This window comes from Paludisphaera mucosa, assembly GCF_029589435.1.
Classification (GTDB): domain Bacteria; phylum Planctomycetota; class Planctomycetia; order Isosphaerales; family Isosphaeraceae; genus Paludisphaera; species Paludisphaera mucosa.
This window is the reverse complement of record NZ_JARRAG010000002.1, coordinates 2,076,433-2,102,663: the sequence shown is the minus strand read 5'-3', so window position 1 is coordinate 2,102,663 and position 26,231 is coordinate 2,076,433. Positions and strand designations below refer to the sequence as shown.

The 26,231-nt window shown below is 70.6% G+C and carries 18 protein-coding genes; 5 read left to right on the top strand and 13 right to left on the bottom strand.

Translation table 11 applies throughout. The annotated features are described in order from the left end of the window. Positions 1-104 precede the first annotated feature (104 nt). From PZE19_RS17785 to PZE19_RS17775, 3 genes are all read right to left on the bottom strand, one after another. Entirely contained in the window at positions 105-1,205 is a 1,101-nt protein-coding gene (locus PZE19_RS17785; RefSeq protein ID WP_277861973.1) for a heparan-alpha-glucosaminide N-acetyltransferase domain-containing protein, read from the bottom strand. A 44-nt stretch (positions 1,206-1,249) separates the two neighbouring features. After that, positions 1,250-3,796: a heavy metal translocating P-type ATPase gene (locus tag PZE19_RS17780; protein ID WP_277861972.1), complete on the bottom strand. Its 2,547-nt coding sequence runs from the start codon at positions 3,794-3,796 to the stop codon at positions 1,250-1,252. Positions 3,797-4,691: 895 nt separating this feature from the next. Further along, positions 4,692-5,216, bottom strand: a complete 525-nt coding sequence (locus tag PZE19_RS17775; RefSeq protein ID WP_277861971.1) for a DUF3568 family protein — start codon at positions 5,214-5,216, stop codon at positions 4,692-4,694. Between the two features lie 350 nt (positions 5,217-5,566). Between PZE19_RS17775 and PZE19_RS17770 the strand changes: the two genes are divergently transcribed. Continuing rightward, a complete protein-coding gene (locus tag PZE19_RS17770) occupies positions 5,567-7,354 on the top strand; it encodes a 30S ribosomal protein S1 (protein ID WP_277861970.1) in 1,788 nt (595 codons plus the stop codon). Positions 7,355-7,448: 94 nt separating this feature from the next. Here the strand turns inward: PZE19_RS17770 and PZE19_RS17765 are convergent, their stop codons facing one another. Continuing rightward, a complete protein-coding gene (locus PZE19_RS17765) occupies positions 7,449-8,660 on the bottom strand; it encodes a DNA-methyltransferase (protein ID WP_277861969.1) in 1,212 nt (403 codons plus the stop codon). A gap of 534 nt (positions 8,661-9,194) precedes the next feature. On the opposite strand from PZE19_RS17765, the gene PZE19_RS17760 reads away from it, so the two are divergent. Continuing rightward, on the top strand, positions 9,195-10,031 hold the full coding sequence (locus tag PZE19_RS17760; protein WP_277861968.1) for a sigma-70 family RNA polymerase sigma factor: 837 nt from the start codon (positions 9,195-9,197) through the stop codon (positions 10,029-10,031). Here PZE19_RS17760 and PZE19_RS17755 read toward each other — a convergent pair. Beyond that, entirely contained in the window at positions 9,931-10,788 is an 858-nt protein-coding gene (locus tag PZE19_RS17755) for a hypothetical protein (protein WP_277861967.1), read from the bottom strand. The two genes, PZE19_RS17760 and PZE19_RS17755, sit on opposite strands and share 101 nt — an antisense overlap. A 428-nt stretch (positions 10,789-11,216) precedes the next feature. Between PZE19_RS17755 and PZE19_RS17750 the strand changes: the two genes are divergently transcribed. Together PZE19_RS17750 and PZE19_RS17745 are read left to right on the top strand one after the other, a co-directional pair. Further along, positions 11,217-12,218, top strand: a complete 1,002-nt coding sequence (locus tag PZE19_RS17750; protein WP_277861966.1) for a HEAT repeat domain-containing protein — start codon at positions 11,217-11,219, stop codon at positions 12,216-12,218. A gap of 461 nt (positions 12,219-12,679) precedes the next feature. After that, positions 12,680-14,254: a hypothetical protein gene (locus tag PZE19_RS17745; protein WP_277861965.1), complete on the top strand. Its 1,575-nt coding sequence runs from the start codon at positions 12,680-12,682 to the stop codon at positions 14,252-14,254. A gap of 132 nt (positions 14,255-14,386) precedes the next feature. Here the strand turns inward: PZE19_RS17745 and PZE19_RS17740 are convergent, their stop codons facing one another. The 8 genes from PZE19_RS17740 to PZE19_RS17705 form a co-directional block, all read right to left on the bottom strand. Then, entirely contained in the window at positions 14,387-14,836 is a 450-nt protein-coding gene (locus PZE19_RS17740; protein ID WP_277861964.1) for a hypothetical protein, read from the bottom strand. Between the two features lie 72 nt (positions 14,837-14,908). After that, a complete protein-coding gene (locus tag PZE19_RS17735; RefSeq protein WP_277861963.1) occupies positions 14,909-15,616 on the bottom strand; it encodes a metallophosphoesterase in 708 nt (235 codons plus the stop codon). After that, positions 15,613-18,240 (bottom strand): DEAD/DEAH box helicase, encoded by a 2,628-nt coding sequence (locus PZE19_RS17730; RefSeq protein ID WP_277861962.1) that lies wholly within the window; start codon positions 18,238-18,240, stop codon positions 15,613-15,615. The genes PZE19_RS17735 and PZE19_RS17730 overlap by 4 nt, the downstream gene beginning before the upstream one ends. Before the next feature lie 127 nt (positions 18,241-18,367). Continuing rightward, positions 18,368-20,344 carry a hypothetical protein gene (locus tag PZE19_RS17725; protein ID WP_277861961.1) on the bottom strand — a complete coding sequence of 659 codons (1,977 nt, stop codon included), beginning with the start codon at positions 20,342-20,344 and terminating at the stop codon, positions 18,368-18,370. Between the two features lie 167 nt (positions 20,345-20,511). Continuing rightward, the gene (locus PZE19_RS17720) at positions 20,512-21,315 is read right to left on the bottom strand and encodes an ExeA family protein (protein WP_277861960.1); all 804 of its coding nucleotides are present in this window, start codon (positions 21,313-21,315) and stop codon (positions 20,512-20,514) included. 17 nt (positions 21,316-21,332) lie between these two features. Further along, positions 21,333-22,145 carry a CpsD/CapB family tyrosine-protein kinase gene (locus PZE19_RS17715; protein WP_277861959.1) on the bottom strand — a complete coding sequence of 271 codons (813 nt, stop codon included), beginning with the start codon at positions 22,143-22,145 and terminating at the stop codon, positions 21,333-21,335. Further along, the gene (locus PZE19_RS17710) at positions 22,132-22,605 is read right to left on the bottom strand and encodes a hypothetical protein (protein WP_277861958.1); all 474 of its coding nucleotides are present in this window, start codon (positions 22,603-22,605) and stop codon (positions 22,132-22,134) included. The genes PZE19_RS17715 and PZE19_RS17710 overlap by 14 nt, the downstream gene beginning before the upstream one ends. 374 nt (positions 22,606-22,979) lie before the next feature. Continuing rightward, a complete protein-coding gene (locus PZE19_RS17705; protein ID WP_277861957.1) occupies positions 22,980-24,524 on the bottom strand; it encodes a hypothetical protein in 1,545 nt (514 codons plus the stop codon). A gap of 582 nt (positions 24,525-25,106) precedes the next feature. Between PZE19_RS17705 and PZE19_RS17700 the strand changes: the two genes are divergently transcribed. Continuing rightward, on the top strand, positions 25,107-25,649 hold the full coding sequence (locus tag PZE19_RS17700; RefSeq protein ID WP_277861956.1) for a hypothetical protein: 543 nt from the start codon (positions 25,107-25,109) through the stop codon (positions 25,647-25,649). The last annotated feature ends 582 nt before the right edge of the window (positions 25,650-26,231 follow it).

Here is a 26,231-nt window from a genome sequence, read left to right as displayed (position 1 = left end):
CGAAGGCGCGACGGAACAGGGAGGCGTCCGCGAAGCGCCGCGACCACTCATCCGGCCGTTCCGGCCACTTTCTCCCGGCGGGAGAAGGATTTGGCTCGACCCGCTCAGAGCTTCAGGAAGATCCGGTTCTTCTCCAGATATCGGATCAGCGCCCAGCAGATCGTCAGGTGGAGAAGCGTTCCGGCCGAGGCGTACCAGAGGGGCGCGTCGCGGGGCAGATAGGCGCGGACGGCCCCCTCGACCAGCGTGGGAGCGATGTAGGCCGCCAGGGCGTTCGTCCCGAACGTCCGGAAGACGCCCAGCGACGCCCCGAAGGCGTCGCACGCCGCGACGAACAGGGCGTAGACGGCCAGCGAGAACCCGGCGGCGAAGGTCATGTACGACACGCTCCCGGTCCGCTGGCTCATCGTCCAGAGGTCGACGACCTTGGCCATCGAAGTCGCGGGGGGCGTGAACGGCGGCGGGGCGAGCACGAGCATCGAGGCGAGCCCGTAGCCGGCCAGCATCAGGATCGCGGCCCAGCCCAGGAGGCTCGGCACCGCCGACGCACGAGCGCGGCCGGCGAGGTCGCGCGCGGCGATCGCGTCGTAGGCGAGCGTGCCGACGAGCATCGGGATGGCCCAGCTCAGGATCCCCAGCCAGCCGCCGTCGATCACCGGCGTCTTCCACGCGTAGTCCAGGTAGAACCACCAGGACAGCGTCAGGTGCAGGATCGCGCCGCCGATAAGGTACAGGACGCGGGTCGGCGCCGAGGCCGCCACGACCGGCAGGATCCAAACCGAGGTCAAAGCGATCTGAACGAGCGTCTGGCAGAGCTCGCGGCGGAAGGCCGTCGTCAGGAATCCCCCGAGTCCCAGGTCCTTCAACTCCGCCCACGTCTTGACCCGGCCGTCGAGGTGGTAAAGCACGAATCCCAGCAAAATCAGACCGAGGGCGCGGCGGACGACGGCCAGCGACGCCGCGCGGCGGCCGAGCGTCGCCAGCCGTCGGAGGAAGGTCAGCCGATACGAGAAGCCCACCGCGAAGAAGAACTGCGGCATGATCGTGTCGGCGTAGCTGCAATACGTGTTGTGGTGCCGGAACGTCGAGTGGAAGGCGTTCAGGCCGCCGGCGAAGTTGACGAACATCATCGCCGCGACCGTATAGCCCCGGAACTGGTCGAGGGACGCGATGCGCCCGGGCGAGGTCGACGGCTCGACGTCCATTTGCGTACCGTTCGCTTTCGCCGAAGAAGGGAAACCGCCCGACCTCAATCCTGGGCCGGGTCGTCGAGGTCGAGCCGGGCCAGCCAGCCCGACCGGGCGACGACGGTGACGGAGCTGAGCGACATCGCCAGCGCCGCGATCATCGGCCCGTAGCGTCCGAAGAGTCCGAGGGCGGCCACGGGTATCCCCAGCGTATTGTAGGCGAAGGCCCAGAACAAGTTCTGACGGATCGCCTTCAACGTTTCCCGGCCCAGCTTGAGCGCCTGGGGGACCGCGCGGAGGTCGCCCGAGGCCACGACCACGTCGGCCGCCGCCTTCGCCAGGTCCGCGCCCGTGCCCAGGGCGATCCCGACGTCCGCCGCCGCCAGGGCGGGGGCGTCGTTCAGGCCGTCGCCGACCATGGCCACGCCCTTCTGCTTCGGATCGTTCCGGATCGATTCGATCGTCGCCGCCTTGGCGTCCGGCAGCACGCCGGCGATCACGCGGTCGGCGGGCAGCCCCAGCTCGGAGGCGACGGCGCGCGCGGTCGCCGGGTTGTCGCCGGTCAGCAGCACGACGTCGGCCCCCTGGCTCCGGAGCGTCGCGACGACCTCCCGGGCGTGGGGCTTGAGGCGGTCCGCCAGCGCCGCGGCCCCGGCGGCGCGGCCATCGACCGCCGCGCAGAGGACGGTCTTCGCCTCGGCCTCCCAGGCGTCGGCGATCGGGTCGAGCGCGGCGACGTCGACGCCCTGTTCCATCAACAGCGCCCGCGACCCGACGAGGACCTTGCGGCCGTCGACGGCCGCCGAGACGCCCCGCCCTCGGATCGCCCGGAAGTCGGCGACGGGCCGGCCGTTGGCCTTGCCGGCGAAGGCCCGCGCCAGGGGGTGCTCGCTCGACGCCTCGGCCGCGGCGATCAGCGCGACCAGTCCGGCCTCGTCCCAACCCGGCAACGCATGCGTCGCGACCAGGCTCGGCCGGCCTTCGGTCAGGGTGCCCGTCTTGTCGAACACGATCGTGCCCAGGCGGTCCATCCTCTCCAGGGCCGACGCCTCGCGGATGAAGAGCCCGGCGCGGGCGCCACGGCCCGTCGCCACCGCGACGGCCATGGGCGTCGCCAGGCCCAGGGCGCAGGGGCAGGCGATGATCAGCACGGCTGCCGCGTTCAGCACGGCCCGGCCCCAGTCGCCGCCGAGCAACCCCCAGCCCAGCAACGTGGCGCCCGCGATCGCCAGGACGATCGGGACGAAGACCGACGACACGCGGTCCGCCAGCCGCTGCACGCCCGCCTTGGAACCCTGGGCCGCCAGCACGAGCCGGACGATCTGCTCCAGGGCGCTCTCTTTCCCGAGCCGCTTCGCCTCGATCACGAGCGAGCCGTCGCCGTTGAGCGTCGCACCGGTGACGCGATCGCCGGGACGCTTCGGCGCCGGGGTCGACTCGCCGGTCAGCATCGACTCGTCGACCTCCGACTCGCCCTCGACGACGTCGCCGTCGACCGGGATCGTCTCGCCCGGCAGGACTCGGAGCCGGTCGCCGCGACGGACGTCCGACAGCGGCGCCTCGACGACCCGCCCGCCCTCGACGATCCTGCGGGCCGTGCGCGGGGCCAGGTCCAGCAGCCGCTCGACGGCCGCGCCGGCGTTCCCGCGGGCGCGGACTTCCAGGAACTTGCCCAGCGTGATGAGCGTCAGGATGATCCCCGCGTCCATGAAGAAATGTGCCTGATGCAGCCGGCCCGCCAGCAGGTGGACGAGGCTGTAGGCGAACGCCGTGGACGTCCCGAGCGCGATCAGGGTGTCCATGTTGGCCGAGCCCTGGCGAAGCCGCTGCCAGGCCCCGCGGATGTACGGCCACCCCAGGGCCGCCTGGAGGAAGGCCGCCAGCCCCGCCATCGACCAGCCCAGCCAGGCCGCATGCCCCCAGGCCGGGACGAGCATCGAGCCGATCCCCAGCGCGACCAGGGGGATGGTCGCGGCGACCCCCACGATCAGGCGGTTGCGCCAATAGGCCACGCTCGCGGCGCGTTCCTCGCGGAGCCTCGCCGCGGCTTGGGCCCCGAAGGCCCACTCCTCGCGACGCGCCGAATAGCCGGCCCCGGCCGCCGCGCCGGCCAGGTCGCCGACGTCGACCCGATCGGGGTCGACGACCACCGCCGCGCGCTCCGTCGCCAGGTTGACCCGGACGTCCTCGACGCCGGGGACCGCCTTCAACGCCGTCTCGACCCTCACGACGCAGCTGGCGCAGTGCATCCCGCCGATCGCCAGGTCCCACTCCTCGCGGGAGGACGATTCGACCGCCGGCGAGGGGGCGGGGGGGGTGATCGGCGTCGGAGGCTCGGGCGTCCGGCCGACGATCGCGACGATCGGCGACGGCGACGTCGGCGGTCCGAGGTCCTCCGTCGCGTAGCCGGCCTCGTGGATCGCCCGTTCGACGGCCTCGCGACGGGCGACGGCCGGGTCGACCGAGACCTCGGCGCGGCCGGCTTCCAGGTCGACGACGACCGACTCGACGCCGGGCACGGCCTCGATCGCCCTCGTGACCGAGCCGACGCAGTGGCCGCAGGTCATCCCCCGCACGGCAATCTCCCACACCTCCATCGCGACGGGCATGGCTCATTCTCGCATAGCTGAATTCGATCACGGGTCTCGGCGATCATGGCTCCGCGGCGTCCTCGACCCTCGCACGCCCATTATAGGACGGCACCGAAATCCTCGCCCGTTCCGGCCGTTGCGACCGGTGGGAGGCCCGAACCCCGACCCAGGCGACTCATGAGAGAGTTTTTACGAACGAACGGGTCCGAACGCGCATCGCCGTCTACTTTGGCCAGCCGACCTTGTCAGGCGCGACGCGTCGTCGCCGAGGGTCGACGGCCCTCGGCCGCGAATCCCGCGAGGGTCCGGACCAGGCCGCGACGTCGGCCGCCGACCGCGGACTCCGGACCTCCCGATCTCGCCCGAGGTCGCGGCGCGAGGCCCTCGCGAGGGCCTCGCCGGAGGCTGAAGGAGCCCCGCCGAGGCTGCCGGCGCCCGCGAAACGGGGCGCAAGAAAAATCGTAGGGTGGGTTGACTCGCACGCGGATTGATCGTATTTTGACGTTCGTTCGCGACATGACGACGAGAATCATCGACGAAACGTCATGCCGTTGTGCGAGTTGATTTTCATATTATCCCTTCATGCTGTTCCACCGCCCGCCGACTCCAGGCGGGGCGGTCGTCACAACGAAGTTCAAGGTCCGATTCCCGGCGGCAAGGAAGCGCGCGTCGAGTTCGACCTTACTCCTGAGCGGATTCCGCCGGCCCCGCCGGGGGGGTCCGCTCACGTTCGGCCACACGGCCCGGCCCCCGATCTCACATGGATGCGATGATCGGTCCGGGCCGCAGTGGGCCAACGATTCGCCTACTTTGGCGGTTCCGAAAACGAGCGAGACGCCGCCGCGAGGCGGCCGTCTTCGTTTTTGGGAAGGCGGCGGCTCAAACCGTCCCCATCCCTGCCAGGCCGGGCGACTCAGGGGACGACGCGGTCGGTGTACGCGGCGTCGGCCTGGTCGCGGAGCATGACCGAGTCGGGCACCGCGCTCCGGGAGAAGAAGGGGTTGGCCGAGGGCTTGCTGGGGGCCTCTTCCGGGATCGGCTCGGGCGCGCGCTCGCCCAGCCGGACGGCGACGCGTTGGAGGATCGCGCGCGAAAGGGGCTCGTCGCCGAACCAACCCACCCGCGCGACCGCCGTGGCGGCCCCGCCGCGCGACCGGATCGTGACCGAGGCCGAGCGGTCGTCGCTCGTGACGGCCTCGTAGCGGAGGACGGTCCCGTCGCGGAGGGGCCGGACGTCCTTCATCCCGAGGTCCCCGAGCGACTCGACGACCGCGGGCCCCACGACGCCGGGCGGGGCGGCGAAGGTCTGCGACCCCTGGCCGGCGGAATAGGCGAAGCCCACCTCCGGCACGGCGACGTGGGGGGTCGTGATGGCGCACCCCGCGGAAACCAGCACGAGGCCCGCCAGGGAGGCCCGTCTCGCCGCTCGTCGTCTCATCCTTGAGATCCCCCGGGCGCGACCCGCATCCCCGCGATTCGCGAGGGCCGGACCCGTGCGCCGTCCGTTCGCGGGCACGCTATCGCGGCCGACCAGCCCGGTCAAGGCCGTCCTCCGCGGGCCGCGGGCCAAGAGCGGGTTGTCAAGAATGCACCTGCCCGGATACAATTCATCAACGTCCACCCATCCCGCGCGTGCCGGGGTGGTTTTTTCGTTTTTCCGGCTTTCGCTCGTCCTCGGCAGTGCGTCGTCGAACGGCCATGGAGGCCGCGGCGGCGGCGCCCCCGGAGGCGGCGAGTCCTCCCCGGCCGCGGCCCGGCCCGGGGCGGAAGACATTACGAATCGAACACATGGTAGATCGCAACCTCCTTCGCGAATTCGACATCAACGAGGACGAACTGGCGGCGGTCGTGACCGCCGAAGACGGCTCGAAGACTCTCGAGGACTTCCTGGGCGAGGGCCAGAGCTTCGAGATCGGCGGGATCGTCTCGGGCAAGGTCATCGAGATCGTCGGCGACCAGGTCGTCGTCGACGTGGGATACAAGTCCGAGGGCCTCGTGGCCCTGAACGAGTGGGAAGACGAGCCCCCGCCGCAGCCCGGCGACGAGGTCGAGGTCCTGCTCGAAGGCATGGAGGACGAGACCGGCGAGATCGTCCTGTCCCGCAAGAAGGCCCACCGCATGCGGGCCTGGGAAATGGTCATCGCCAAGTACCACGAGCTCGACGTGGTCAAGGGCAAGGTCACCCGCAAGATCAAGGGCGGCCTGCTGGTCGACATCGGCGTCAACGTCTTCCTGCCCGCCAGTCAGGTCGACATCCGCCGCCCGTCCGACATCGCCGACTTCATCGATCAAGAGATCGAGTGCATGATCCTGAAGATCGACGAGTCCCGCCGGAACATCGTCGTCAGCCGCCGCAAGCTCATCGAGATCACCCGCGAGCAGCAGAAGAAGGCCCTGCTCGAGGAGATCGCCGAGCGCCAGATCCGCAAGGGCACCGTCAAGAACATCGCCGACTTCGGCGCGTTCGTCGACCTGGGCGGCATCGACGGCCTGCTGCACATCACCGACATGAGCTGGGGCCGCATCAACCACCCCAGCGACATGCTCAAGATCGACGACCAGATCGAGGTCATGGTCCTCCACGTCGACAAGGAGCGCGAGAAGATCGCCCTGGGCCTCAAGCAGAAGAGCGCGAGCCCCTGGGAGAACGTCGCCGACAAGTACCCGGTCGGCACCCGCGTCGTCGGCGAGGTCGTCAACGTCATGTCCTACGGCGCCTTCGTCAAGCTCGAAGAGGGCATCGAGGGCCTGGTCCACATCTCCGAGATGTCCTGGACCAAGCGGATCAACCACCCGAGCGAGCTGGTCAACACCGGCGACAAGATCGAGGTCGTCGTCCTTGGCATCAACAAGGACAAGCAGGAGATCTCGCTCGGCATGAAGCAGACCCAGGTCAACCCCTGGGACCAGGTCGCCAACAAGTACCCGCCGGGCACGATGGTCGAGGGCACCGTCCGCAACCTCACCAACTACGGCGCGTTCATCGAGATCGAGGAGGGCATCGACGGCCTCCTGCACATCTCCGACATGAGCTGGACCCGCAAGATCGGCCACCCCAACGAGGTGCTCGAGAAGGGCCAGCGGATCACCTGCCAGGTGCTCAACGTCGACCAGGACCGCAAGCGGATCGCCCTGGGGCTCAAGCAGCTCAAGGAAGACCCGTGGGAGACCGACATCCCCGGCCGCTACGAGCCCAACGACGTCGTGAAGGGCAAGGTCACGAAGCTCACCAACTTCGGCGTCTTCGTCGAGCTGGAGCCGGGCCTCGAAGGCCTGCTGCACATCTCCGAGCTGGCCGACCACAAGGTCGACAGCCCCGAAGAGGTCGTCAAGGTCGGCGACGAGATCGAGGTCAAGATCCTCCGGGTCGACCGCGGCGAGCGCAAGATCGGCCTCTCCCGCAAGAAGGCCCACTGGACCGGCCGCGACGACGAGGAAGGCGAGACGACGCCCGAAGGCGCCGAGGCGGCCCAGGCCGCGCGGGAAGCCAAGGAGACCAAGGAGCTCAAGGGCGGCCTCGGCGGCGGCGGCCCGCTCTTCAGCATCGGCGGCGCGACCGCCGAGACCGAAGAGTGAGCTGATCCGCGAATCGCCTCGACGTGGAATCGAACGCCGCCCCGGGCTCGTCCCGGGGCGGCGTTGCTTTTTGCGCGCGGCCGACGCGACGGGCTCAGGAGTCGGCCTTGATCCTGCGGGCGATCGCGACGGCCGGGGACTCGATCAACTCGACCCCTTCGGGAGCGGGCCCTTCGGCCGGCTCGCGGACGACCAGGAAGAGCCGCGAGGCCTGATGCGCCGCCCCCGCGCGTCGGAGCTTCGCGGCGGCCTCGGCCAGGGGCTCGCCCGGGCGCTGGACCCGCACCACGACGGGACGTCCGTCGTGGGACTCCTCGAGGATCGCGTCGATGCCCGCGTTGCGCTGGACCGGGACGCAGTCCAGGCCGGCGAGCAGGGCCAGGCTCGCCGGGTCGGCCTTCCGGTAGGCCTCGCGGCCCCGCTCCAGCAACCGCGATCGACTCCGCACCGGGTTCTCCAGCCGCTTTCGCGTCAGTGCGACCGCCTGCTCGGAGACGTCGACGCCGATCGCCCGACGTCCCAGCGCGGCGGCGGCGATCAGCGTCGTGCCGCTGCCGCAGAACGGGTCGAGGACCAGGTCCCCCGGGCGGCTCGCCAGCGCGATGATCCGTTCGAGGAGGACCAGCGGCTTCTGGGTCGGATAGCCCGTCCGCTCGCGGGCCTTGGGGTTCAGGTGGGGGAGGTCCCACACGTCGCTCATGGGGACCCCGCGCTTGGCGCCGCCCGGCACCGGGCGGCCCTGTTCGTCGCGCTCGTAGACCGACTTGTCGAAGGCGTCGCGGCGACGCCGCTGGAGGAGCTGGTCGACGTTCGTCGCGGGCGAGTACGCGTCCCAGATGGGGTTGAACACGTAAGAATCGGTCTTCGTGTAGTAGTGGATCGTCTGGTGGGCGGGGAGAAGGCCCGACGATCCGCTCGACCATCGCCGGTAATGCCAGATGATCTCCGACCGGAATCGCCCCGGGCCGAAGACCTCGTCCAGCAAGCAGCGGGCGACGTGGCCCGACCCGCGCCCGCAATGGAAGAAGACGCAGCCGGAGTCGGCCAGCACGCGTCGGATTTCCACCAGCCTTTCCCTCAGGAATGAGGCGTAGGCCTCGGGCGTCTCCCAGACGTCCTCGAACTCGTAGGCCGTGGTGCGATCCCGCGTGTGCAGGCGGTGCGTCCGGCCCGTGGCGAAGGGCGGGTCGAGGTACGCCAGGTCGACGACCCCCGACGTCATCGTCTTCAGGTGCGACAGGCAGTCGTCGCGATGGACCGAGCAGCCCGACGCCTCTCCGGGCTCGCCAGTCGTCACGGCTGCCACGAAATCCCTCCGCTCGAACGCGAGGCCTCGCCCTGTCGCCGGTGCGACCCGCACGACCGCTGCAATGCGGCCGTCCGCGTCAAATTCGGCAACCGGAAAACTACCTCAAACCCCCACGTTCCATGTATTCACAGGATATCCTAGTTTTCCGGTTCCTTCTCAGCTTATCACGCAGCAGGGGGCCGTCCGATATTTCGTTTGTCAAGCGGCGGCGGGACGGCGGGGGCGAACAGGGGTTTGGGTCGAGGCGCGAGGGTTTCGGGCCGGGCTGAAGGCCGGTCCGGGCGGATCTTGCAAGACGACGCGAGACCAGCGGGCGCGGCGGGCCGAAGTCCGGCGCGTCGACGCTTCAAACGCCCCTGCGCCGCGAAGGGACGAGCGGGGGCCGGCGCCTCCGCCCGGGATTCGTCGCATCGCCGAGGTGGATCGGAAGGCTCCCGAATCGGGACGCGTCCGACGCCGCGGTTTCGGTTCTCGTCTACCGATTCGGGGACGTGAGCGGACCTTGTTACGACCGACACAACGAGGATCTTCATGGCCCGGATTCGACGACATCGCCGTGATACGGTGCAGAGCCCCCTGGAGACTTATCTCCGGGAGATCAACGAAGTGGCCCTGCTGAACGCGGACGAAGAGAAGGATCTCGCCCGTAAGATCGCCGTCGGCGACGATATGGCGCGGGATCGGATGATTCGGGCGAACCTGCGCCTCGTCGTCAATATCGCCCGCGGCTACGTGGGCAAGGGCCTGGCGTTGCAGGACTTGATCGAAGAGGGGAACCTGGGCCTGCTGCGGGCGGTCGAGGGCTTCGACCCCGCCGTCGGCACGCGGTTCAGCACCTATGCCAGCTACTGGATCAAGCAGTCGATCAAGAGGGCCCTCGTCAACACGGCCAAGCCGATCCGGATCCCGGCCTACATGGTCGAGCTGCTCTTCAAGTGGCGGCGGACCTCGGCCGAGATGCAGGAGACCCTGGGCCGGGCCCCCACCGTCGACGAGATCGCCAAGATCCTGAACCTGCCGAAGAAGAAGCTGGCGATCGTCAAGAAGGCCATCAAGGTCTACAACCTCGTGCCCCAGACCGACCAGCCCGAGAACGGCTGGAGCCTGGGCGAGATGTTGATGGACGAGCGCACCCGCGCCCCGGACGTCGAGATGGTCGAGGCCGACAACCTCCGGCTGGTGATGAACCGCCTGGAGGAGATGGACAAGCGCGAGGCCACGGTCCTGCGCATGCGGTTCGGCCTGAACGACGCCCCGCCGAAGACGCTCAAGGAGATCGGCGAATCCCTCGGGCTGACGAGGGAGCGGGTCCGACAGATCGAGAACGAGGCATTAGGTAAGTTGTCGGCGTCGCTCCACGCCGACTGACCGACGTCGCGAAAGCCTGACGCCGCCGGGCCTTCCGTCGGCGCAGGAGGCGGGTGGCGACGTAGCCGCCGCCGCAGGTCGCGAGGAAGAGGACGAGGGTCGGCTCGGGGACCGGGATCGGGGCCGACTCGCCGCGGGTCGCCCGCAGGCTGGTCAGGGGCCGTCCGCCCGTGAAATCGGCGGTGAAATCGCCCTGGAACGTGCTGCCGCCCTGCGGCGTGATGCGGAAGTACGCCTCGGGGCCGAACGCCCTCGCCAGCTTGCCCCCCGTCACCTTCAGGCTCAGGTCGAAGACGCCTGAGATCCCCTTGGCGTCCTGGCCGAGGCCCTGCGCCCCGAAGGCGGTCGGCCGCCCCTTGAGCAGCAGGCCCTCGTAGACCTTGCCGGCGATGGTCACCGAGCCGCGAAGCTCGAATCCGTTGTCGGGCTGCTCCACGAGCTTGCCCTGGCGATCCAGCGTGAGCTGCAGGGTCTCGTTGAGGGTCCCCTCGACGTCGGGCATCACGTCGATCATGTGGCGACGGGTCGGCCCGAGCGTGATGACGTGGGGCGCGTTCGTGACCCGGAACACGCCCAGTTGCCGGGTCCGGTCGAACTCATAAGTCTGTTCGCCGACCATGTCGCCGGCGATGTTCGGGTAGGCCCGGAATCCGTGCGGGCGGATCAGGTCGGCCCGGAGCGGGGAGCCCAGGGCGCCCAGGGTCATGAAGAAGGCGGGTAAGACCAATCGTCTGATGTCGTATCGCATCCGGTGCATGGCGTCGTTCCTTCGTACGCTCGCGTCCCGCGAGCGCGACCTGACCTCCTGGTGATCGGCATCATGCTGATCCCTGCGGACTTCCCGCCGCGAAGGCCGCGGAAGGAGTTCCGGAGAGCGACGACGGCAGCCCGAATCGCAAGCGATGGTGTCAGGTCGAAGGTGTGGGCCTGGGCTGTCGCCGATCGAGGATCTCGGCGCGACACCTCGGAAGGGGTCCCGACGGTCCTCGACGTTCGGGATTAAAACGAGGACCGGCGAACCTGTCAACCCCGGTATTCCGGCGAAAGGCCCGGCGTCCCCTTGCCCGAGCTTGCGCCGGGGGCCTAGACTCGGGGACGAACGTCGCGAAGCCGTCCAGCGACATCGCCCCCTTACGCCAAGCCCAACGAGGCGACGTCCCGGACGATCCCGCGGCGACGAACAGCATGCCCTCCCCGAACGCCCCCGGCGACCTCGATTTCCGCACCCCTCGCAGCGAAGAGCCCGGCGATCCGGCCGACCTGCCGGATGTGGAAATGCCCTCGGCGGGGTTCGTCCTCCGTTTGTTCGTGATCCCGGCGCTGGTCGTGGCGGCCGTCGTCGCGGTCTGGCTCCTGTTCGGCGTGCTGGCCGGCGGCCGGGGCGACGCCCTGCAATACGTGCGAGAGATCCGCTCGGGGACGGGGAGCTGGCGGTCGGCGTTCGAGCTGGCGAATCTGCTCCAGGGCGACCCGAAGACGGCGACCGACCCCCGGATCCTCGGCGAGCTGACTGACATGCTCGGCGTCGAGCTGGATCGCGCGGCCGATCCCCGGCTCGCCCAGTACCTCGCGCTGGCGATCGGGACGTTCCGCACGCTCGACGCGCGGCTCGCCGACGGTCGAACCCCGGACCCGCTCGCGATGCTCGCCCGGGCGCTCGACGGCCGATTCGACTCGTCGATCCGCCTCGCGGCGGCGGCGAGCCTCGCCCGGCAGGGCGCGCGGCTGGAGGGCGGTCTCGACGACCCACGGGTGATCGTCGCGCTCGGCGACGCCGCGAACGCCGCCGACTCGCCGGAACTCCGGCGCCTCGCCGTCTTCGCGCTCGGCTTCTGCGGCGGAGAGGCCGCGACCGGCTCGCTCCGGGGCCGGCTCCGATCCGACGACGATCGGTTCGTCCGCTACAACGCCGCGATCGCACTCACCCGCCGCGGCGACGCGTCGGCCCTGGCGATCCTGCGCGAGATGCTCGGGGCGGCCGCCGCCAGTCGTCCCGACGACGAGTCTCCGGACCTCGTCGAGACGATCCAGCTCCAGGCGCTGGAAGCCCTCGCCGCCTCGAAGCCGAACGACGCGATGCGCCAGCTTCGGCCCGAGATCGAAGCCCTCGCCCGCACGGGCTCGGCGGCCGTGCGGACGCGCGCCGAAAGCGGATTGCAATTCCTACAATCCGGCCGCGCGTTGTAAGAATTACAATGCGCTTCCCCGCTTGAGTTTTTCCCCCTTTCTTTCGTACTCCGCGCGTGGGTTTTGCGTAGAGTTACGATAGCGAGGAGGTCCGCGGGGATCGGGTCGCGGCGCGCCGCTTGCTCCACTCCGCCTGATGAATACATCCCTTCCTCCCGATGCATTCGTTGCAATCGCTAGAGGAAGAACCACGGCTCCGGGAATTCCCGCCAAATCCTAAAGTCGCAAAATGGGCCGGTGTTATACTCGATTTCGTGGGGCCCTGAGAGGGGCCGCGAACGTATAGGTTTCGGCATGAGAGCGGCGGCCCCTTGAGGGATTTTTCGAGGGGCCGGGGAAATTTCATCGTTTTGGGGGGGCTTTCTCAGGGACGAGACAGCGCACTCCCTCGGGGCCGGCCGCCCGGCCGCATCGGTCCGGGCGGCGAGGTGGAAGCCCGAGGATCCGCCGAGGAGTTCCGCATGTTCAAGTCCTTGAGAGCCGTGCGCCTGGCCGCCGGAGCGGCCGCCGCCATCCTGGCGGGGTCCGCCTCGCCCGCCTGGGCCACCTACGGAGGCGGGGCCTGCCATTCTTGCGCCCCGTCCCCGGTCGTCGCGACGCAGCTGAGCGTGGTCGCACTGGCCCCTCAGGTGCAGACCGTCTACCAGACGGTCTACGAGACCGTGTACGAGAGCGAGCCCGTCACCGTCATGGAGACCCGGTATCGCACGGCCTTCCAGACGGAGAACTACACCGTCATGAGGCCGGTCACCGAGACCTCCTACGTCCAGCGCAAGTACACGGTGGCGAAGCCCGTCTATCAGACCGTCAACCAGGAACGTCGCTACTCGGTCATGAAGCCGGTGTACCAGACCGAGCGTCGCGAGCGGCGCTACACCGTCACCAAGCCCGTCTATCAGACCGTCAACCAGGAGCGCAAGTACACGGTCATGAAGCCGGTCGTCCGCACCCAGCAGATGGAGCGGCGCTACTCGGTGGCCAAACCCGTCTACCAGACGCAGAAGATGGAACGCCGCTATTCCGTCATGAAGCCGGTGTACCAGACCGAGCGTCGCGAGCGGCGGTACACCGTCACCAAACCCGTCTATCAGACCGTCAACCAGGAACGTCGCTACACGGTGATGCGGCCGGTGACCGAGACCGTCATGGTCGAGCAGCCTTACACGGTCTGCCGACCGGTGACGACCGTCCGCCAGGAAGTCGTCGAGACCGGCTACTTCGAGCGGCAGTATACGACCATTCCGGGCCCGGTCGTCGAACGCCAGGTGCGAGTCCCCGTCACGGAATGCGACGCCTGCGGCTACGAGAAGCCTCGCGGCCTGCTGGGGTGCCTGCACAAGAAGAAGGTCACCGCGACGGTCGCCGTCCAGTGCCCGCCTCGCACGGTCAGCCAGCGGGTCTTCGTGTCGCGGCCCGTCATCCGGGACGTGAGCGAGACCCGGTACGTCCGCGAGTCGATGGTCCGCCAGGTGCCCGTCACCCAGTGCCGCTACGTCGCCGAGGAACGCGTCGAGTCGAACCCCGTCACGACCTGCCGCTACGTCGCCGAGGAGCGGGTCGAGCCCTACGAGGTCCAGACCTGCCGCTACGTCGCCGAGGAACGCGTCGAGCCTTACGAGGTCCAGACGTGCAGCTACGTGAACGAGGAGCGGGTCGAGCCCTACGAGGTCCGCACCTGCGAGATGGTCGCCGAGCAGCGTTCCGAGACCATCCCGGTCACTACGTGCAGCTACGTGGCCGAGGAGCGGGTCGAGCCCTACGAGGTCCAGACCTGCCGCTACGTCGCCGAGGAACGCGTCGAAACGACCCCGGTGACGACGTGCAGCTACGTGAATGAAGAACGCGTCGAGGAAGTCCCGGTGACCCAGACGCGGATGGTCGCCGAGACGGCCAGTCGTCAGGTCCCGGTATGCGTGGCGGAGCAGGTTCCCGTCACGACGAGCCGGGTGGTCGCCCGCTACGTCCCCCGGACCGTGGCGGTGCAACAGACCACGTCGGTCCCCGTGATGGTCCCGAGCTGCCTGAGCTGCAACTGATCTGGATCACGACCGTAACCGCCGCCGGCCGCGACGCCGAAACCGTTCGCGTCCGGCGGCCTGCGACGAGGGGCGACGCCCTCCCATTCGTGGGAACGGCGCCGCCCCTCGTCCATTTTTCCAGGCGACCGATCAGTCGTCGAGCGTGAGGTCGAGCTTGGTGGGCTCGGTGCCGATCTGGACGTGGATCTCGGGGTGCTCGGCGTCGAGATACTTCGCCGGGACCGGGTAGCCCGGCCGAGGCGCGACTTTCAGGGTGGTTCGGTCGGTGACGAGGGGCGGGCGGATATAGACGGCGTAGCGGCCGGGCTGCAAGGCGATGTCGGACCGGGACGACACGATGTTGAAGCGGCCTCCTCGGCCGAGATGGCCGGCGCCCCAGGTGTTGGCCTTGTCGGAGACGGGCATCAGGATGACCGCCCCCTCGGTGAGCGGCTTGCCGCGGCACACCACCTGGCCCCAGACCTGCGATGGTGCGTCTTCGTCGGATGAGCCGCAGCCCGCCGCGAGCAGGCCCAGCGCGATCGCCGCGAGGACTTCGCGCCGCGAGCGCCCCGGAATTTCACGGAGACGGATTGTCATGAAAAGAGACCTTGTGCCATCGATCGCCGTGGATGGGGGCGAACATCATCCTAATTCCCCGGGCTCGGGCGATCAATGCGCCTGAGCGGCGACCGAGCGGAGGCGGGCCGCGAGCGAGTCGAGCGGCCCGAAGTCGAGCAGGCCCTCGCCGGCCGCCGCCAGGCATCGAAGGCCGGCCGACCGCCAGGCCGCCGGGATCGCCGCGGTCGCGACGTCGAGCCCCGCCGCGTTCGCCGAGAACGCCGGCAGCACCAGGAGCGCCGGGCCGACGAGGAAGCACGGGGCCGCAGAGCCTGCCACGCGCAGGGAGGGGTGGTGATGGCCGATCACGGCCCGATCGCCGACGACGGGACGGTCGCCATGCTGGATCGTCCAGCCGGCGACGGCGGCGGACGCGGCGATCGCCGGCGGCCGGGGCGACGCGGCGAGGCTGCGGTCGTGGTTGCCGGGCACGAGCAGCAGCTCGACCCCGCGGCCGGCGAGCCAGACGTCGAGGCGGGCGACGTCGGCGGCGGTCCGCGCGCAGGGACGGTGCGATTCGACCAGGTCGCCGGCGACGATCAGGCACCGCACCTCGCAGCGCGCGAAGACCCGCTCCAGGCGGTCGCGGGTCTCGGCGAGCGAGTGGGCCGGCACGCAATCGCCGGCCGCCCCTCGCGCCCATTCGTAGCCCAGGTGGACGTCGGCGATCACCGCGGTCGCCGCCTCGGGCCGGACCGCGGCCCCCTCGGGGGTCAGGAGCCAGCCCTGATGCAGGCTTTCCGGGTCGGTCACGCTCACGACGACCCTCCGGCCGCGGCGGTCATCCGGGCGTGGAGCCGACGCAGGGCGTCGTCGGGCGAGTCGTAGCGCAGGGGCTCGTCGCCGCCGGGCGCGATCCAGGCGGTGGCGAACGGGGAGGGGGCCGCAAGCCGTCGCAGCCGCACGGTCGGCCCCGATTCCAGCCAGCGGGCCGCCGCGGGGACGTCGAGGACGTCGCAGAGGATCTCGCGGCGGGTCTCGCGGAGCAGGGGGTGGTCGGGGCAGGCCGCCTTGACCAGGGGGTACAGCCGCGTGGAGACCCAGTTCATGCCGCCGACCCGCACCCGCCGACCGGGCTCGGGATTGCGCAGGACCATCAGGGCCGTCGACGCGACGTGGCGAAACCGTCGCGCCGCCAGCTCGCCGCGGTCGACCCCTTCGAGGACGTCTTCCTCCAGGCGGTCGAGCGTCGCGATGTCGGCCAGGTCGGCCTCGGCCACGCGGACGTCGTCGGGGAGCCTGAGGATCCAACCCAGATCGGCGGGCTGGAAGGTGGCGTCGCGGCCGAACCGCCGCCCCAGCCGCGCCGAGACGGCCCGGCCCAGGGCCTCGCTCGCTGAGCGGTTCAAGGGCGCGTGAAAGGCGTAGGTCCAGCCCGGTTCCAGCGGCGTCGGGAACTCCTCGATCAGCAGCATGTCGACGGTCGGGGTCTCGCTCCAACGGTCCTGGGCCTCGATCAGCTCGGCGACGACCTCGGCGGCGCGCGAGTCGAGTTCGAGCGTCTCGGCCAGCCAGTCGCGGACGGCGCCGGGGCCGTCGCAGGCGGATCGTCGCGACGCCTCGGCGCGGAACGCGGCCAGTTCGGCGGCCAGCTCGGTCGACAGGGCCTGGCGGTCGCTGTGCCAGACGGGCAGCGCGCCGGCCTCGCCGCCGACGAGCTTCGCCTGGAGGACGAGGCCGTCGAGCCGGCGGAACTCCAGGGTGCGGCCGTCGAGGACGAAGCGGTCGCCGGGCGAGAGCCGCTCGGCGTAGCTCCCTTCCACGGTCCCGATCGACGTCCCGTCGGCGACGACCGCCGCGGACTCCTCGGCGTTGATGGTGCCGACGTTGCTCCACAGCCAGCGCTGGACGCGTCGGGAACGGACGCCGAACCAGCCGTTGCGCTTCCAGATCCGCGGCGACGTCCAACGAGGCGCCGCCCCCGGCTCGGGCTCGAACGCGCCCGAGGGGCCGGACAGCTCGCCGGCGAGGAAGTCGAGGCAGGCGAGGAAGTCGTCGCGATCGAGGTCGGCCGTCGGCCCGGCTTTGCGGAGAAGATCATAGGCCGCGTCGATCTCGGTCTCGCCCGCGCAGGCGATGCCGATGAGCTGCTGGCAGACGACGTCGAGCGGCGAGGCGATCGGCTTCAGGGGCTCGATGGCCCCGGCCCGCGCGGCCCTGGCCGTGACGGCGCCGGCGGCGACCTCGGCGGCCGTCGCCGCCAGGATCAGCCCCCGCGCCTGGCCGCCCACGCGGTGGCCCGACCGGCCGATTCGCTGGACGCACCGCGCCACGCCGCCGGGGAGGCCGATCTGCACGGTCAAATCGGCCGTCCCGACGTCGACGCCCAGCTCCAGGCTCGTGCTCGTCACGACGGCGCGGAGCTTGCCGGCCTTGAGACGCTCTTCGACGTCGCGGCGCCGTGTCGCATCGAGCGCCGAGTGGTGGACGGCGACCTCGGTCTCGCCGTCGAAGGCGTGGCGGGCCTCGCCGCGGCCCGAGGGCTCGTTGCGCAAGTCGTGCGCGACCTTCTCGGTCATGGGCCGGCTGTTGGCGAAGACGACCGTCGTCCGGTTGTCGGCGACGGCCTTGCGGATGCGCCGCAGCAGGCGACGGTAGGTCAGCCCCCGGTGCGGGCCCTCGCCGGGTCGGAGCAGCGACTCGACGGCGATCTCCAGACCCTTCGAACCGGCGGGGCGGGGGGCCTCGACGATCCGGCACGTCCGCGAGGGGCCCACGAGGAACCGCGCGACCGGGTCGGGGGGGCGGCAGGTGGCCGAGAGCCCCACTCGCGCCGGGTCGTCGCCCGCGGCGTCGGCCAGCCGCTCCAGCGAAATCGCCAGGTCCGCCCCTCGCTTGGTCGCCGCCAGCGCGTGGACCTCGTCGACGACGAGATGAGACACGCCTCGCCAGTGGTCGCGCCAGCCCGACTGGCTGAGCAGGAGGGACAGGCTCTCGGGCGTCGTGATCAGGATGTGCGGCGGACCTTCGCGGAGCTTCCGACGCTCGTACGCCGACGTGTCGCCGGTCCGGACGCCGACGCGCACGGGGCATTTCGCCAGCCCCAGCAGCCGCTGAACCCCGCGCAGGGGGATCGACAGGTTCTTCTCGACGTCATATCCCAGGCTCCGCAGCGGCGAGACGTAGACGCATCGCAGCCCGGGCTTGAGGCCGTCCGCCGCATGCTCGCGCAGCAATCGGGCCACGATCGCGAGGAAACCCGCGAGCGTCTTGCCGGTCCCCGTCGGCGAGATCAGGAGGACGTTCTCGCCCGAGTCGATCGCCGGCCAGGCGAGCCGCTGGGCGGGCGTCGGCCCTTCGGGAAAGGCACCCGTGAACCACTCCCGGACGGGGTCGCCGAGCAACCCCAGCGCGTTTTCGGCGTCGTCCTTGCCGTCGATCATGGAAAATCCTGGGTGACTCGCCTTCGCCCCCCGGGGAGGGAGGGATGCGTCGACTGACGTCCAGGTCTTCGATGGTAGCCGGTCGCGCCGTTTTAGGGAATCGGCGCGACCGAGCGAAAAGCCCGAATCAGGGATTGGGACGCCCGTCCGCCTCGGGGTTTCGCCGCCCGGCTCGGGGGACCGGTCCGGCGGGATGGGGCGTCGGCGGAGGCCGCCGAGGGTTGGCTCGGGGCGCGCCGGCCCGAGGCGGCTGGGCGGTCGCGGGGCCCTCGCCGAGATGTCGCGGCGCGAACGGTCGACCCGCCGCCGGCCCGGCGGGATTCGGTCGGGCAGGGGCTCCTTCCGCCTTCCCGAGGTGAGAAAGACCCGGCCGATTCGCGGCCGGATCGGGCTGATGTCCCGGGAAGGCCGGCCCCGCGCCGCGCGCCACGGGCCTTTCGACCCGACCCGGCGGCCGCTCGCGGACTTGCGGTCGCGTCGATCCGGCGACGGGCGGCACCCCGTCATTGGCGGCGAGATGCCGCGGCCCGGCCGGTCGCGCGGCGGTCCCGACCGAGGGTGAGGCCTGATGCTCCGGGCGGCGCATGGGTCCGGTGGGGCGCTCGACCTGCGGGCGATCGAGCCTCGGGGCCGAGACGGGCGACGCCGCCATCGCGAACGGCCGTGGGCGGGCCTGGGCCAGTTGCGGCGGCTGGCCGGGCCGAGGGCCGCCGGGCCCGGGTCGCGGGGCGGCCTCGACTTCGCGGCCGGCTCGCTGGAGTCGAAAATCGGCCATCTCGCGAGAGCGCGTCTGCCATTGCCGACGGGCGTCGACGCCGACCCGTTCCATCCGCGGCCCGCCCGGTTCCGGCCCCGAGCGCCGCATGGCCACCTGATCGATGGGTCGACCGATCATCGCGGCGGGGCCGGGTCGGTGGCCGGGTCGGCCGCCGGGGCCCTGGCGGTTGATCGTGATGTTGTTGGTGATATTCACGTTCGTCTGGACGATCCGCGTCTGCTCGATGTACGTCCGCGGCGGCCGCATCGCGATGTTGTCGCGGCGCAGGACGTAGTCCTCGCGGCATCGCGCGGCCCAACCCGGGTTGCTCCTGACGTTCACCGACGCATAGAAGGTGAACAGCGGGTCGTAGTACGCCGGCGGCCGGGGCCCGGAGACGTAGGTCATCGAGAACCACGGGAAGACGCCGACGGACAGGAACGACCGGTCGTAATAGTCGCCGAAGCAATAGTGGTTGTAGCTCGGCTGCACGAACAGGTTGGCGACCAGTCCGGGCGCGGCGATGGTGATCGTCGGCGAGTAGACGTAGGCCGGCTGCAGGTAGACCGGTTGGGCGTAATAGACGGGCGCGAAGAGGATGCCGCGCTCGACGAGGGGGAGGTCCCAGTAGCCCTCGACGAACAGGCAGCCGCCGGGCGTCCAGACGTAGTGCGCGGGGACCCAGACCCAGGTCGGCTGGACGGCCGCCCAGAAGCCCGGCCGCCAGACGTACCGGGACTGGCGCCACGACCAGCAGCCGGGCGACCAGAAGACCTCGCCGGCGGGCTGGGGGATGTTCGGGCCGACTTCCAGGCTGGCGGGAGGCTCGGGGAGGTAGACGGCCTCGCCTTGCGCGGGCATGACGTCGGCGTCGAGGGTCGCGGGGCCCGCCTGGGCGACCGGGATCCACGCCCCGGGGACCCACTGGCAGCCGTTCGCCACGGGGTTCCAGTAGCCGGGGACCCACTGCCGGCCCGGCGGGGGCTCGCGCCAGATGCCGCTGATCCAGACGAAGTCCGCGCGCGACTGGTCCCAGCTCCAGTAGCCCGCCATCCACTGGACGTCGTCGCCCGCGGGCTTCTCGTCGGGCGGCAACTCCTCGACCGCCGGCGGTGGGGTCTTGGGGGCGACCAGGCCCGGCCTGGGGTCGTTGACGACCGGGACGGCGAAAGCCTCGTGGACCGGACCGCGCGTCAGCACTTCCACGCCGGCCTGGGAGCCGTCGGCCGGGGCCTGGGCGCGGGCCGTCGCGTAAAGCGTGGGCAAGCCGACCAGCCAGATCGCGGCGAGGGGCCAAAGTCCTCGAGCCCGCGGCTCTTCGTTGCCTAACTTCGGTGAACGACCCATCCTTGCGCTCCCGGTGTCGGAACGTGGCGACCCTTCGTTCGGACGCCTGCGAGACGCTTCGCCCGACGCGATCGCACGCCTTCCTATGAAGGAATACGCGGCCGCCGTGCCGCGCATGGGGCGGTTCTACCATAATCGCAAGAATCCGTCCCGGGCGATCCGCGAGGTCAGGCCGCCAGGGGATCGACCTGAAACTCGCGCGCCGCGACGCCCACGATCCGGGAATCGACGATCGGCCGGCTCTCGGCGTAGGCGACCAGCAGGCAGAGGTCGGCGATGTGGTTCAGCCGCCGGGGGACGCCCAGCGCGGCGCGGTGGAGGTCGACGAGCGCCTCGGCGGCGAACAGCCGATCGCGGGCCCCCGCCGCGGCCAGCCGGCCGACCACGTACGTCGCGGATTCGGCTTCGGTCAGCGGTGGCAGGAGGCTGCGCGCGGCCAGGCGGTCCTGGAAGGCCGCGGGGAGTTGCAAGACCAGCTCGGCCGTCCCGACCAGGAGGAGGGCGAGATCCGGGGCGCCGTCGGTGTGGAAGTTGAGCAGGAGGCGGAGGGATTCGAAGACCGAGGCGTCCTGGATGAGCTGGGCTTCGTCGACGATCAAGAGGGGGCGAGCCCGACGCGAGGCGTGGTCGCCGAGGGCCTCGCGGAGCCGTCGCAGGGCGGAGGCCATCGTGGGGGCGGCGACGGGCGCGCCTCCGAACTCCTCGGCGAGGTGCACGACCAAGTCGACGGCCGGCATGGCCGGGTACGTCAGGTGGACCGTGGGGGCCGCAATCTCGGCCGCCAGGCGGTTCGCCGCGAGCGTCTTGCCCGAGCCCGAGCCGCCGTAGAGCAGGGCGGGCCCCAGGCCGTGTTCCAGGCCGTAACGGACGCGCCGGAGGGCCGCGTCGCGGCTGGGGAGGGCGACGTACGCCGACGAGCGGGCGGTCTCGCCGAACGGTCGCTGTTCGAGGCCGAAATGCGCTTCGTACACGGGGCCTCCCGATGCGCTCAGGCGAACGTCTCGGCGAGCCCGAGCAGGGGGACGCCGCCGGCTTCGAGGACCTCGCGCGCCCGCAGGATCGACCGCTGGCCCGTCGCGTCTCGGTTGTGCACCAGCACCGCCGCGTCGACCGAACGATGCATCACGGCCGCGGAGAGCCCCGTGAAGAGCGGGCTGCCGTCGATCAGGACGAGGTCGAAGTCGCGCCTCAGCTTCGCCATCGCGCAGGCCCACGCGGCGCTCGCCAGGAAGTCCCGGGGCCGCGCGACCGCCGCCCGCATCGGCAGGACCCAGAGATGGTCGCCGGGGGCCTCGATCAGGGCGTCCTCGATCGCCTTGCCGTCCTCGACGACGTCGTCGAGGCCGACCTCGGGCTGAAGCCCCAGCGACCGCGCGAGCATCGGGCCGGAAAGGTCGGCGTCGACGACCAGCGTCTTCAGGGGCCTCCGCGCGAGCGTGCGGGCGAGCGTCAGGACGAGCGTCGTGCGGCCCTCGGCCCGGTGGCAGCTCGTGAAGAGCAGAACGCGGACGCCTTTCCGCTCGCGGGCTTCGAGGATGCGGTCCGCCATCTGCCGGAAGCGATCTCCCCAGGATTTCTCCAGGACCGAGACCACCTCGGGCCACTCCAGCGCGACCCCGCCGACCGTCGCGGGCGTGGGCCCGGCTTCGGGGGGCAGGAAGACGCGAGAGGGCCGGCCGGCCGAGGTCCGACGGGCCGGGAGGTGAGGCGCCGGGGGCGAGCCGGCGTCCGAGGCGGCCCGCTCGGCATCACGTCCCTGGCGGGCGTAGGCGTGGCTGAGCGCGTCGTCAACTTCCCTCATGCGACGGCTCCTCCCGGCGTTCGGCGGGCAGCAGGTAGCCGGGGAACACCACGGGGGTCTCCGGCTCGGACTCGGCCGGCTTGATCGACAGCCGGATCGACCAGGGGCTCGCCTCGTCCTCGTCGGCGGGCCGGGACGCCGAGGCGACCTCGGCGGCCGCGGCGCGGCGGACGGGCGGGAAGCCCCAGGCCCCGAACGCCGTGACGATCGGCGCGAACGCCAGGCAGACGCATGCGGCCACGCGAAACTCGCGACGCAGCCGGCGGCGAGGGCGGGTTCGCAAGGCCGGGCCGTGCGACCGGCGCCGTTCGGCCCACGTCCGTTCCCAGCTCTCGACGGGACTCGTCCGCGAACAGGCCGGGCCGACGTCGGGGACCTGGATCAGCGTCAGGCCCCATTCGAACCCGTCGTCGTCGAACCGGGCGGTCGCGTCGTTCGAGGGTGCGAGGAGAGGAGTCATGACGGTTGTCCTCGGTTCGACCTGGCCTTGTGCAGCGGGTTGGGGTTTCGAGAGGTCTCGCGGCGCCGTCGATCGTCTGAGGATGAGGCCCCGGAGCGTTCTCTCGCGATGGTTATGGGATCGACCACCGGCCCGGGAAACTTGAGCGGCCGTGACGAAAATACCGAAGCGGAAAGGACGTCCGATTCCGGGGCCGTTGCCGTCGCGCCGAGGACGCCGATCGTGCCGGTCGCGCCGGCGCGGCCACGGTCGGGAAACGCGACCGCCCGACCGGACGAGGCCTGGGCCGGCGTCGGGTCGGGCGGTCGCGGCGTCCGGAGCGGTCCGAAATACGGGCCGTCCGCGGACGGTTCGGGGTCGTTGCGATCGGGGCCTCAGCGCCCCCGGAAGAAGCCGAAGAACCCGCCGCGACGGGGCGCCGAGGCCTCGTTGCCGCCGGCGAACATGGGCCCGCTCACGCCGGGGAGGGTCCGGCCGGCCTCGTACTGGGCGACCGGCAGGAACTCGGGCGCCTTGCCGGCGAACCGGGCGTTGCCCGTGCCGCCGTTGGCCAGGTCGAGCGACCGGACGTTGTCGATGGTGATATACGGGTTGTGGCCGGCCCATCGGGAATCGAGCACCTGCAGGACGTTGAGCGGGGCGAAGAGCGCCTCGCCGCCGACCGCGATCCAGTCGGCCGCGGCCGGGTTGGACTCGTCGACCCGTCCGTCGAGGCCGTAGACCAGGCTGTACTCGTAATGCACCACGCGGTCCTTGTCGTCCTGCCCGTTGAGCGAGGACCCCGAGTTGGCGTGGACGTCGATGTTGATGTCCACGGCGCGGGGGCCGCGGCCGGGGATCGCCTTGTACTCGGCGACGTACTTGTAGATCGCCTGGTTCCAGACCTCCAGTTCCGTGCCTCGGGGCGGGAAGGCCCGCATGTTGGAGAGCAGGGGCTTGCGCTCGCCGCGGATGTGGGTCTCGTACATGGCGTGGACCCGGGCGACCTTCCAGTCGGTCGGATCCGGGCCGGGGCGGGGCGGGCCGAACGGGATGTCGGTCGCGTAGTCGCCGATCCGGTGGTTGAGATGGTTCTCGCCCAGCTCGGCGTAGAGCGCCTTCAGCTCGTCCTTGGTCATGCCGCTCCCCGGGGCCGGGACCGGGTCGTTGAAGAACATCGAGGCCACGGCGCCGCCGAGGCAGTGCCCGGGCCAGCGGGTGATGTCGTTGTTCTGGCTGTTGACCGCCTCCCAGATCCTCGCCGAGGTGCCGAAGAGCTGGTCGTACTTCAGCATCGGCGAGGGGGTCTGGAAGAGCGTGTTCTTGGGCCCCAGCCAGTACAGGTCGTCGTACATGTTGGGGAACCAGGTGGCGTCGTCGCCGGCGACCGGCGTCGTCTCCAGCAGCCCGTTCCGGCCGGCCAGGACGATGTCCTTGCCGGGCTCGATGTAGCTGCCGGGGGAGATGATCCGGACGTCGTCGCCCTTCAGGTCATACGTATCGACCCGCGCGTTGCCGCCGGCCCAGGGCTCGTGGAGCGAGTCGGCCTTCGTCGGCCAGTAGTAGAAATTCCAGGGCTTCTTGGCGGCCTGCCCCGTCTGGACGAACTTCGTCTCCACCTTGTAGGGCTTCGTCGTCCCTTTCACCTTGAAGGTGTACCAACCCTGCTGGTCCACGCCGACGTCCTGGCCGTTGGTCCGCGTCGCGCCGTTGGGCCCCTTGATCTCCTCGACGGTCCCCTCGCTCGTCTTGATGGTCAGATCGCCCCCGAACCGCGTCGGGACGTAGACCCCGTAATAATGCTCGCCTTCCCTGGCCTCGAGCGAGCCCCCCAGGGGGACGGCCACGACTCGCTCGGCGGCCTCCGCCCGAGCCGTCGTCCCGCACAGGGCGACGATCAGCCCGAACATCGCACCACCGAGCCGGTTGCCGATACGCATGCTGCCTCCCGATACCGGTGTTGAGTTGATGACGCTGCATCCTAATAGTGCAGAGCCCCCGCGAGGACCACCCTGTCCTCCGCCCGAGGCTCGAACTCGACCGCCCCAACAAGACAGCGGCTCCTTGCCAAACCTCATCATGGTTCGGCTTCGAGACAGGCGGGGGACGATCCCATTTCCCCGAGTCCACACACCCAACCTCTTGAAACTCGTCAAAGCCCCTAGAGTCCCCCAAGCCGGCATGCTCTCGATTTTCCCAAGTTCACTGAACGCCTCGTGAGGGTCTGCCGATAACCTGCTGTGGCCACCCCTGGGGTGGAGCGCGGACGTCGGCCAAGACGGTCGGCCCCGCGGCTTCCGCCACCATCCGAGGCCTTCCAGGTTGTCCTCTCTAAAACGGAAGAGGGGACAGGCCCCACGAGCCGGCCCAACGGGCGCGGGACGTGGGGTACGACAGGGCGGTGGTGTTGGCGTTCGGACGTTGTCCATCATCGGCCGGGACCAGACCATCAGGGGACTGTCAGCTCACCGCGTCGATCGAGACGTCGACCGACAACTTCACTCCTCATAGAGGACATCGCGATGACCAGTGCGGTTCTAGTTGTTGCCCTGAGTGTCTCGGGCCAACTGTTCCATCACAAGGCGACGCCGGCCGCTCCGAGCAAGATCCTGCCGACCGCTCAGGTGCCGTCCAAGCTAACGCCCGCCTCGGTGGCCCCGGCCCCGCAGGCCCCGGCCAAGATCGCCCCGGCGCCCCAGGCTCCGGCCAAGATCGCCCCGGCCCCGCAGGCCCCCGCCAAGATCGCTCCGGCCCCCCAGGCGCCCTCGAAGGTCGCCCCGGCCCCTGTGATCGCCCCGGCCCCGCAGGCCCCGGCCAAGATCGCCCCGGCGCCCCAGGCTCCGGCCAAGATCGCCCCGGCCCCGCAGGCCCCGGCCAAGATCGCTCCGGCCCCGCAGGCCCCGGCCAAGATCGCTCCGGCCCCCCAGGCCCCGGCCAAGGTCGCTCCCGCGCCCCAGGCCCCGGCCAAGATCGCTCCCGCGCCCCAGGCCCCTGCGAAGGTCGCCCCGGCCCCCCAGTTCGCCCCGGCTCCTCTGGCCCCGGTGAAGGCCGCCCCCCAGGGCTGAGCCCGACGACCACTTCGCGCCGATCCGACCGGGATCGGCCGGCGTGGCTGGGATCTCCTCGTCAAGCATAGAACGGCCGGCGCCGCGCCTCAACCGAAGCGCGGCGCCGTCGTCGCTTTTATCGCCTCGACTTCTTCGCACGATCTTCGGACCGAGCCGAATCCGCATCTCTCCCAGCGCACCTCCGACCGGTCTCCCCCTCCTCGCACGTCGTCTCCAGCACACGGCCCGCCCCATAGTCGGCGTCCATCTCGACGCCCGGCGATCGATGCAAACCTCTGGGAAATTCCACCTTTCGCCATCCAGGCGGCGACCGGCGGGTGCCGGGTCGCTTTTTTTGGAAGAATCTCGCCACGGCTCGCAATACGCGACCTAGGGTGTTCTTAGAGGCACAATCCAGCCGCAGCCCGCGCATCGGCGGCGAGATCTCCCTCGCCAACTTCGCCGGGGACGGCCCAAGGAACGACGCGATCCCGTGCCTCCTGTGATCCGCATCCCAAGGGAGTGCATCGAACATGGCACAGTCGCCCAATGTCTCGCGCGATGGGAATTCGTCGGGCCCGGATCGCCGCTCTCGGCCGA

Bases quoted from the DNA above. Each gene is read 5' to 3' on its own strand.
- PZE19_RS17785 (WP_277861973.1), bottom strand. From the start codon at position 1,205: ATGGACGTCGAGCCGTCGACCTCGCCCGGGCGCATCGCGTCCCTCGAC.
- PZE19_RS17780 (WP_277861972.1), bottom strand. From the start codon at position 3,796: ATGCCCGTCGCGATGGAGGTGTGGGAGATTGCCGTGCGGGGGATGACC.
- PZE19_RS17775 (WP_277861971.1), bottom strand. From the start codon at position 5,216: ATGAGACGACGAGCGGCGAGACGGGCCTCCCTGGCGGGCCTCGTGCTG.
- PZE19_RS17770 (WP_277861970.1), top strand. From the start codon at position 5,567: ATGGTAGATCGCAACCTCCTTCGCGAATTCGACATCAACGAGGACGAA.
- PZE19_RS17760 (WP_277861968.1), top strand. From the start codon at position 9,195: ATGGCCCGGATTCGACGACATCGCCGTGATACGGTGCAGAGCCCCCTG.
- PZE19_RS17755 (WP_277861967.1), bottom strand. From the start codon at position 10,788: ATGCACCGGATGCGATACGACATCAGACGATTGGTCTTACCCGCCTTC.
- PZE19_RS17750 (WP_277861966.1), top strand. From the start codon at position 11,217: ATGCCCTCCCCGAACGCCCCCGGCGACCTCGATTTCCGCACCCCTCGC.
- PZE19_RS17745 (WP_277861965.1), top strand. From the start codon at position 12,680: ATGTTCAAGTCCTTGAGAGCCGTGCGCCTGGCCGCCGGAGCGGCCGCC.
- PZE19_RS17740 (WP_277861964.1), bottom strand. From the start codon at position 14,836: ATGACAATCCGTCTCCGTGAAATTCCGGGGCGCTCGCGGCGCGAAGTC.
- PZE19_RS17730 (WP_277861962.1), bottom strand. From the start codon at position 18,240: ATGATCGACGGCAAGGACGACGCCGAAAACGCGCTGGGGTTGCTCGGC.
- PZE19_RS17725 (WP_277861961.1), bottom strand. From the start codon at position 20,344: ATGGGTCGTTCACCGAAGTTAGGCAACGAAGAGCCGCGGGCTCGAGGA.
- PZE19_RS17715 (WP_277861959.1), bottom strand. From the start codon at position 22,145: ATGAGGGAAGTTGACGACGCGCTCAGCCACGCCTACGCCCGCCAGGGA.
- PZE19_RS17710 (WP_277861958.1), bottom strand. From the start codon at position 22,605: ATGACTCCTCTCCTCGCACCCTCGAACGACGCGACCGCCCGGTTCGAC.
- PZE19_RS17705 (WP_277861957.1), bottom strand. From the start codon at position 24,524: ATGCGTATCGGCAACCGGCTCGGTGGTGCGATGTTCGGGCTGATCGTC.
- PZE19_RS17700 (WP_277861956.1), top strand. From the start codon at position 25,107: ATGACCAGTGCGGTTCTAGTTGTTGCCCTGAGTGTCTCGGGCCAACTG.